Origin of the sequence: Paraburkholderia sediminicola, assembly GCF_902859805.1 — a bacterium.
Taxonomy (GTDB): Bacteria; Pseudomonadota; Gammaproteobacteria; order Burkholderiales; family Burkholderiaceae; genus Paraburkholderia; species Paraburkholderia sediminicola.
The window spans coordinates 97019-105871 of the sequence record NZ_CADIKC010000019.1 but is presented as its reverse complement, the minus strand read 5'-3'; the positions used below and the strand labels follow the sequence as shown (position 1 = coordinate 105871).

The following is an 8853-nucleotide window of genomic DNA, read 5'->3' as shown; positions in this document are numbered from 1 at the left end:
GCGAATCGATATCGCCCGGGTGCGCGCCGTATGCGCCCGTCAGCCACGTGGTCGGGCTATACGGCGACAGCAGCGTGTAGTACGACGTGTACTGACGGCCGGCCGTGAACGTACCGTAGGTAGGGTTGGCCACGCCGACATAAGCCTGCCGGTTGAACGCCAGACCGGAGACAGACTGCGCGCCAGTTGCACTGTTAAAGCCTTCTTCCAACTGGAAGATTGCCTTCGTGCCGCCGCCCAGATCCTCACCACCCTTCAGGCCGAAGCGGCTGCCGGCCCAGATGCCGTTCACCATCTTGATCACCGAACGGCCGCCACTCGTCGAACCGAGCGACGTCTGGCTGCTCTGATAACCAAACCCCGTGTCGACGATCCCGTACAGCGTCACGCTGCTCTGAGCGTGCGCGCCGAGGGCGACCAACCCAAGGGCCGAGGTTGCTATTACCTTTTTCATTTCTGCTCCTCTTTAAAAATCTTTTCTTAGTTTCTTACCCCAACACTCAATCCCTTACATCGGCAATCGCCTCGGTTACCCAAGACGTGCTGAGCCAGCCGGTTCAGCATGCCGGTGAAAAATGCGCAGAGGGGTGAGCACTGAGTGACGCCAGGATCTCTAAACCAGCCCGAAGTGTCGTTCAAACACGGTCCGATGTCTTTCGGGGTTTATACGCATTTGTACGATCTAGTTAGTTTTTTTCTTGCGCAATTTTGGTTGAGTTAGGGCGGCCACCTTGCTTGCGGCGAAGCTTGCGGCGAAACGAGACAGGGAAAATCTGGGGGATCTGGACGGACTTCAGAAGAGTCAGGGCTAGTATCCGCAGATGCAAAAGCCAAGCTCGAATTTGATGCGCGGGGGGCTGAGGCGGGAGATAGAAGGCAGTGGAGATGCCGGGGATTTCTACGATGTCGGCCTGGTGCCCGACATCGTAGTCAACCTGAACCTGCCGATGGCCGGCAAGCTCATCCTGGAAAATGCATGACTATGAATTTTTTGTGTCACCCAGGACAATTCTGTGGATATTAGCCGGATACACCCAGCCGCGAGCCTGGCGCTCGATGAGGTCCATAAATGCCGGGGGGCCACTGCAGTAGATCTGCGTGTTCGCATGTGCCGGGCTCATCGCGTGAGACGTCGTCTGCTCCACTCGGTCAGCATCCAAGCCAAAATGGTGATGGACCCTACCCTCGCTTTTAAGCGCATCCAGTTCTTTCCGGAAGACTGCGCGTTCAGGCGATCGGGCAAAGTTGTGCAGCTCGAATTTTTGACCTGCCGAGGCAAGCCGGTTCGCGATTCCCGCGATCGATGCGGCGCCTACGCCTCCGGCGAAAAGAATAGATCGTGTGCCGCCGTCTAAAATAACCGCAGGACTCCGTGGCGTTACGATGAACGCCTCGTCTCCTTGACTCAAGGAGATGTCAGATGCTTCTGCGGCTGTATCGTCATCATCCTGTCTTACAGCGATCACATATGCGCTCGGCCGGGACGTAAAACAGCACAGCGGATATATTTTTTCCTTGCGGATAACGTTGTCGCGAACAAGTGTGATGCAAGCGCCATCGTCAAACGACGGAAGCTCCGATCGGGACCTGGTTTGAAGTTCGACGGCATGGTAACTCTCGGCAAGTTGCCATTTCCGTGTGATGATGACTGAGAGGAGGTTGTCGTGCATGTCTTCTCCAATAGGATCTTCGTCTTCCGAAATCGGGAGTTCGTCGATGTATGGATTGCATGAGATGGCCGGCCCAGGATGCTGCTCGAAGGACCGCTGAATGTAGATTCAGATTAGGGCGCGAGAAATCCAGCAGCAAGGCGTTCAACGCGCATACCACGTATACAACTATGCGGATAAAGGGTGGACGTTAGCTGGTTTTCATCTTTCGCTTAGTTCAACCGCGCCTCGGGCGCCAAAGTGCGAGTGCACCGTGAACCTCGAATGCGGCCACACCTTCTCTTTCAGCCCTGACGGCGAACACTTCCTGCTCGACGGCAAGCCGTTCCAGATTCGCAGCGGCGAGATGCACCCGGCCCGCATCCCGCGCGAGTATTGGCAGCATCGAATCAGGATGGCCAGGGCGATGGGGATGAATTGCATCGCCTTGTACATCATGTGGAATTATCACGAGACGCGTCCGGGCCTATTCGATTTCCACAGCGGCAACCGCGATATCGAGGCCTTCATCCGGCTGTGCCAGTCCGAAGGAATGTGGGTGCTGCTGCGGCCCGGGCCCTACGTCTGCGCCGAATGGGATCTGGGGGGGCTCCCTTCCTACCTGTTGAGCTATCAGGACATCCAGTTGAGAACCGACTCAGCCACCGATGCGCGTTATATGGCGGCGGTAGCTCGCTACATCGAAGAACTGGTTCCACGTATCAAGCCTTTGCTGATCAATCACGGCGGGCCGATCCTGATGATCCAGATCGAAAATGAATTCGGCTCGTATGCGAGCAATCCGGCATACCTCGAAGAACTCAGGCAGCTTTGGCTCAAAGGAGGCGTAACCGGGCCGTTCTACACCGAAGACGGCCTCCCGCAACTCGAACGCAATCGCACTACGGTAAGCGGTGGTGCGATTGCGTTGAGCAATGGCGACGCGGCACAAATCGCAACCGTCCGCCGGGAATTTCCTGCCGTGCCCGCGATGGCCGGCGAGGTGTACCCAGGATGGCTCACTCATTGGGGTGAACCGGATTTCGCGGGAACGAACTATGACCTCTCGAACACCTTGACTGCGTTCATGCAGTCGAAACAGTCGTTTAATCTGTACGTCATTCACGGCGGTACGAGCTTTGGTTTCTATGCTGGTGCGAACGTGGATGATTCAGGTAACTATCAACCCGACATCACCAGCTACGACTATTCGGCGCCGATCAACGAGCAGGGCGCGGCGACGCTGAAGTATATGAAGTACCGCGATATCATCGGCCGCTACCTGCCTGCGCCGTTGCCCGATATACCTGGCGCCATCGCCACGCTCGAACGCACAGGCATCGAAGCCTTGATGCCAACGCTCTACGCGTCGATCTGGGATAACCTGCCCGCGGCGCTGCCGCGTGCACAGAGCATCAATCCACAGTCCTTTGAGCGTTATGGTCAGGCGTTTGGCTTCGCGCTGTACCGCAAGCAGTTGCAAGAGTATGCAGGTGGCGTGCTGGATATCAGCAGTGTTCATGACTATGCGACGGTTTTTGTCGGCGAACGCTATGCAGGCGGCGTGTCGAGGGCGCAAATACCATCGGAGTACGCGCTGTCGCTCCACATGATGCATTGCGCGCCGCTCGCGCTACCTTCGACGTTGCCGGAACACGAGCCGAACTCAGGCGGCCCGATATCGTTAGAGGTCCTCGTGGAAGGCATGGGACGGGTCAACTTCGGCCCCGCGCTCGTCGACCGCAAAGGACTGCTCGATCCGGTCAGGATGAAAGCCGCCGATGGCTCGTTCGCCACGCTCAGGAACTGGGAAGTCTTCCTGCTGCCGATGGATGAAACGTTTATCGCCAACCTGAAGGGAAGCTGCGCGAACCCGCTAAAGCCAGGGTTATTCTTCAAGGCAAGCTTGCCACTCGAAGAGGTCGGCGACACCTGGCTCGACATGAGCAACTGGACCAAGGGTGTCGTCTGGGTCAACGGGCACAATCTCGGACGCTACTGGAATATCGGTCCGCAAAGGCGCCTGTATTGCCCTGCGCCGTGGCTCGTGCGAGGTGACAACGAGGTGCTGATCTTCGACTTGCACCAGATCCAGGCGAAGCCCGTGGAACTGGCGGATACGTTGTCTTAGCGCGAGCGCCACGGGTCGCTGCCGGGCAAGCGGCGAAAAAATTCGGCCACATCCACATCACTACTTCGCTTCAGCGATCGGCAACAGCTCCAGCGTGAGCACTTCGAGCGGTGCGAGCTGGACTTCGTGCGGCACATCAGCGTCCAGTAAAGCCGGAATATCAAAAGCCTCTTCACGCCAAACGCTACGAGCATTGAAACGCGCCGCAGCAGCAACCGGTAACTCCAGTTGTCGCCGCAAATCCAGCGTGAAGCGTTGCGCGCGGCTGTCCGGATTGCGCAGTGTCACGATCGCCTTGTGCTGCGCCCACGCTGCCCAGCCGTAAACCGCTTGCTGGTCAGGCGCCCCGCCGATCCAATGGCTGTCGCGCAGTACATCGCCGTTCTCGCGCGCCCATCTGGCGGCGTCCGCAAGCACATCCCAGTCGGACTCGCCCAGCAGCGCCGGCGTAATGTATAGCTCCTGCAATTGCGTACCGCTCCCGAAGTAGGAACGCACCTCGTTGGCGAAATCATCGCCCGCCGCCGTGTTGAGGCGCGGATTGCACTGCGCGTAGAGAATGCCGTGCAACATCAGCGAATTGAGCGGGAACAGCGGACTGCGCACCACGACGTTGTGGTACGTCTGCGCGTCGCGGTACGTAATCCAGCGCTCACGGTTAGTGCCGGTTCCAGCCAGATCGTCGTCCCTGCCACCGCGCCATATGGAATCCGCGTAACGTAACCAGAACGGCGACGGATGCGTCCCTGTAGTGAGATTGATAAAGGTATCGGGTTTGGCCACGCGGATATGCTCGATGAGCTGGATCGCCGCGTCCCAATCGCTATCGAAGAGGCTGCCTGGAAACACCCTGTCGGCGTTGCCTGTACCGTCGAACTTGAACTGGTTGACGCCGTCCTCATTGAGCAAGGCCATCACGACTTCGTGAAAGCGTCGATAGTAATTCGGCCCTGAGAGCGCGAGTCCGTTATCGATAACTTCATAGCCAGCAGCACGGCCGCGCGCCACGCGCTCCTGTTGCGGCGCACAGTAGCCGCCCCACGGGGACAGCCATACGCCGGGCGCGGCGCCGTAACGTGCTGCAGCGTCGCGCAGCGGAACGAAGCCATGCGGAAAACTCTTGCTGAAATGCCAGCCACCGCCAAGGTTGTCCCAGCCATCGTCGAACAGAAACGAATCGATCTGCACCCCGCGCGCTTCATGCAATTCGCGGCCGATTGCTTCGATGCGCTCCAGCGCTTGCTCCTGCGTGTACGGCGTGAGGTAGCCGATGTCGCCCCAGCTGTTGTAGTGCAGGAACGGGCGATACGGGTGAGCCCGCTCCCGCTCCAGATAGGTAGCGAAATCGCGCCGTAACTGGCCATCGCGCGCTACGCCGGCCACGGCGGAGTAGACCAGCGTCCGGTTCATTTCCAGCGGCAATGCACGTTGCAGAGTAAATCTGACGCTGCCGCCCTCCACATGACTTTCCGCCAACGGAAGCTCAAAGCCTAGATAGAAGTTGCCCGCGATCACAGGCGTGCCCTTCAATTCGCTGCTGGCTTGTGCGTCGGCAGCACACGTCTCCAGCAATGAAACGACAGCGATATTTTCGTCCCGAAGAAGCGCCGTAATTGCCAGTTGTGTACGTAGGTATCGTGAGCCTTCGCGCTGCTCCGTACTCCACTCCACCTTTAGACGGCCTTGCGCGTCGACGAGGGTGGCGCTCACGCGTCGGCCTGCGATTCGTTCAGCCAGGCGGGACGCATGGGGGTTCGCTGCGAGCAGGGTTTCGTTCAGCGGCGCAAGGATTCTCAACTCGGCCACGCCAACAGTACGTCCGTCACCGAGCAATAGCGCGAATGGCGCGACGACGGGCAGCGTGCGCTCTCCTGCGAAATCCATCAGCGTGAAATCGGCGAGACGTTCGTCCCTGACGATCCAGCGTAACGCGAGTACGTCGTTACCGAATGAGCAGGCATCACCCGTCCTCTGGAACACGGGCATGCCGGCTTGCGTAGGCAAAGCATCGTTGGCGCGCATGGGAGGCCGGTCTCGAGCAGGAGCAACCTCCATAGAGTACCGGCAACGGCCCAGCGCGTCCAAGGCCGTCGGCGAACCCGCCTCCAGCCTAGTTCGCCAGAGCGTTCTGCTCAGGCGGCTCGAGCATATCGTCTTCGTCGACATCGCGCGTGACGCCGAGCAAGCCTTCCGACTTGGCCACCACCGCGGTGGCGATGCTGTTGCCGATCACGTTGGTCGCCGTGCGGCCCATGTCGAGAAACTGGTCGATGCCGAGAATCAGCAGAACGCCGGCCTCGGGCAGCTTGAACATCGGCAGAACGGCAGCCACCACCACGATGGACGCCCGCGGCACACCGGCGATACCTTTGCTCGTGATCATCAGCACCAGCAGCATGGTGATCTGCTCCGTCAGGCTGAGCTGGATGTTGTAGGCCTGGGCGATGAACAGCGACGCAAAAGCCGAGTACATCATCGAGCCGTCGAGGTTGAACGAGTAGCCGAGCGGCAGCACGAAACCGGTGATCTTGTCGGGCACACCGAACTTCTTCAGTTGCTCCATCACTGCGGGATAGGCGGCCTCGCTGCTGGCGGTCGAGAAAGCCAGGATGGTTGGCTGCTTGACCAGCTTGAGCAGCGTAAATACACGTGCGCCAAGGAACAGATAACCCGCTCCGATCAATGCCGCCCACAGCACGAGCAGGGCCACGTAGAACTCGCCGATGAACCTGCCGTAGGTCACGAGCACGCCAATGCCCTGAACGGTGATCGCAGCGGCTACTGCGCCGAATACGCCGATTGGGGCAAAGCGCATCACGAAGTCGGTAACGCGCAGCATCGTCTTGCCCAGGTCCTCGATCGGCGCGAGCAGATGCTGGCCGGCGCGGCCCTTGAACGATGCGATGGCGAAACCGAAGAACAGCGAGAAGACCAGAATCTGCAGTACCTCGTTCTGGGACATCGCCTCGAACACGCTCCTCGGGAAAACGTGGGTAACGAAGTCCTTCAGGTTCAGCGTGGAGGTCTGCAGATTGGTGGTGGCGGCGATGTCCGGCAGCGGCAGGTTAAGCGCGTAGCCCGGCTGCAGGATGTTCACGAACAGCATGCCGAGCAGCAGCGATACCACCGAGGCGGAGATGAACCACCCCATTGCCTTGACGCCCATGCGCCCGACGGCGGACGAGTCCCCCATGCTGGCGATGCCCCCCACCAGGGTCGCGAACACGAGCGGCGCGATGACCATTTTTATCAGACGCAGGAACACATCTGTGGCGATCGAGAAATAACCGGCGATCTCCTTGGCGGCCTTTGCATTGGGTGCGTTGATGTTGCAGATGTAACCCGCAACCACACCCAGAATCATGGCGACCATGATCCACGTAGTAAGCTTGTTCGTCTTCATGAATTCCTGTCTCCGGCAACTGCGCTAGATCGTGGGTTGAGCATCCGTCAATCAGTACCTGGGCAACGCGTCGTCTCCCGGCTCGACACCGGTACGGCCAGATCGCTTACTGCTTCGGCGGCATATAAAGCGGCGTGGGCTGCGTGAGGACCTCTGGCTTGAGGATCTCGTCGAGTTGTTGTTCGGACAACAGCCCCCTCTCGAGCACGATGTCGTAGACGCGTCCGCCCGTGGCATGCGCCTCCATCGCGACGGATGTCGCGTTGGCGTAGCCGATGTACGGATTGAGCGCCGTCACGATGCCGATCGAATTTTCGACCGACGCGCGCAGGTGCGCCTCGTTGGCGGTAATGCCTTTGACACAGCGCTCGGCGAGCGTCAGGCAGCCGTTGCGCAGGTGGGTCACGCTCTTGAACAGGCTGTGCGCGATGATCGGCTCGAAAGCGTTCAACTGGAGCTGACCGGCCTCGGCCGCGAAACTCACGGTGACGTCGTTGCCGATGACCTCGAACGCAATCTGGTTCACGACCTCGGGAATGACGGGGTTGACCTTCCCCGGCATGATGCTCGAGCCGGCCTGCATGGGCGGCAGGTTGATTTCCCCAAGACCCGCACGCGGACCGCTGGAGAGCAGGCGCAAGTCGTTGCAGGTTTTTGAAAGCTTGACTGCCACGCGCTTGAGCACGCCGGACAACTGAACGAAAGCGCCGCAGTCCTGCGTCGCTTCGATAAGGTTGGGCGCCGTGACAAGCGGAATACCCGTAATTTCCTTGAGATGCTTCAGGATCAGCGGTGCGTAATCGGGATGCGCGGTAATACCCGTTCCGATCGCTGTCGCGCCCATGTTGATTTCACAGATCAGCAGCGCCGCCTCCCGCAACCGCTCCTCATCCTCTCCGAGCATCACGGCGTAGGTGCTGAACTCCTGACCGAGCGTCATCGGCACTGCATCCTGCAATTGCGTACGTCCCATTTTCAGAACGTCTTTGAACTCCAGCGACTTTGCTTCGAAAGCGCGTCGCAGAACCGCCATCGCGTCGATGAGACCCAGAATGCCGAACCATGTCGCGACTTTCAGGGCCGAAGGGTAAACATCGTTGGTGCTCTGGCCGATGTTGACCTGCTCATTTGGATGCAAATACTGGTATTCGCCTTTCTTCTTCCCTAACAGTTCGAGCGCGCGGTTGGCGATCACCTCGTTCGCATTCATATTGGTCGATGTCCCGGCGCCGCCCTGAATGACGTCGACCACAAACTGATCATGCAGCTTGCCTTCCAGCAATTCAGCGCAGGCACCGACGATGGCGTCGCAACGCGTCGCGTCGAGCAGGCCCAGTTCATGATTCGCCTGTGCGGCGGCCTGTTTGATGCAAGCCAGCGCCTTGATCAGCTCCGGGTATACCGAGATAGGCGAGCCGGTAATCGGGAAATTTTCCAGCGCGCGCAGGGTGTGAACCCCATAGTAGACGTGAGCGGGAACGTCACGATCGCCAAGCAGATCATGTTCGGTTCTAAAGGAAATTTCAGCAGCCATGGACATGCTCCTCGCGCGGGATTGGGGTTGAAGACACCCTTGCACCTATATGGAGGAAACAAAAATCCAGCGCGACCGTCATGCTAATTTTTCATGACGCGCGCCAGTCCACGCATAGGTCAGCCGGGTTTGTCGG

At 59.2% G+C, this 8853-nt stretch carries 7 protein-coding genes; 2 read left to right on the top strand and 5 right to left on the bottom strand.

Translation table 11 applies throughout. The features are described 5' to 3' along the window. The coding region (locus R8871_RS36660) for a porin (protein ID WP_175054789.1) at positions 1 to 454 on the bottom strand (454 nt) is incomplete at its 3' end. A 367-nt stretch (positions 455 to 821) separates the two neighbouring features. Here R8871_RS36660 and R8871_RS36655 point away from each other — a divergent pair. Beyond that, positions 822 to 980, top strand: coding sequence for a hypothetical protein (locus tag R8871_RS36655; protein ID WP_175054788.1), 159 nt, complete (start codon positions 822 to 824; stop codon positions 978 to 980). Here the strand turns inward: R8871_RS36655 and R8871_RS36650 are convergent, their stop codons facing one another. Beyond that, the gene (locus R8871_RS36650; protein ID WP_175054787.1) at positions 981 to 1670 is read right to left on the bottom strand and encodes a ferredoxin reductase domain-containing protein; all 690 of its coding nucleotides are present in this window, start codon (positions 1668 to 1670) and stop codon (positions 981 to 983) included. A gap of 253 nt (positions 1671 to 1923) precedes the next feature. Here R8871_RS36650 and R8871_RS36645 point away from each other — a divergent pair, with 253 nt between their 5' ends. Continuing rightward, positions 1924 to 3780, top strand: a complete 1857-nt coding sequence (locus R8871_RS36645) for a beta-galactosidase (RefSeq protein WP_175054786.1) — start codon at positions 1924 to 1926, stop codon at positions 3778 to 3780. Between the two features lie 60 nt (positions 3781 to 3840). Here the strand turns inward: R8871_RS36645 and R8871_RS36640 are convergent, their stop codons facing one another. From R8871_RS36640 to aspA, 3 genes are all read right to left on the bottom strand, one after another. Then, complete coding sequence (locus R8871_RS36640; RefSeq protein WP_175054785.1) at positions 3841 to 5802, bottom strand: alpha-galactosidase; 1962 nt, start codon at positions 5800 to 5802, stop codon at positions 3841 to 3843. An 88-nt stretch (positions 5803 to 5890) separates the two neighbouring features. Then, positions 5891 to 7183 carry a dicarboxylate/amino acid:cation symporter gene (locus R8871_RS36635; protein WP_175054784.1) on the bottom strand — a complete coding sequence of 431 codons (1293 nt, stop codon included), beginning with the start codon at positions 7181 to 7183 and terminating at the stop codon, positions 5891 to 5893. A gap of 106 nt (positions 7184 to 7289) precedes the next feature. Continuing rightward, positions 7290 to 8717: an aspartate ammonia-lyase gene (aspA, locus tag R8871_RS36630; protein ID WP_175054783.1), complete on the bottom strand. Its 1428-nt coding sequence runs from the start codon at positions 8715 to 8717 to the stop codon at positions 7290 to 7292. Positions 8718 to 8853: the final 136 nt, after the last annotated feature.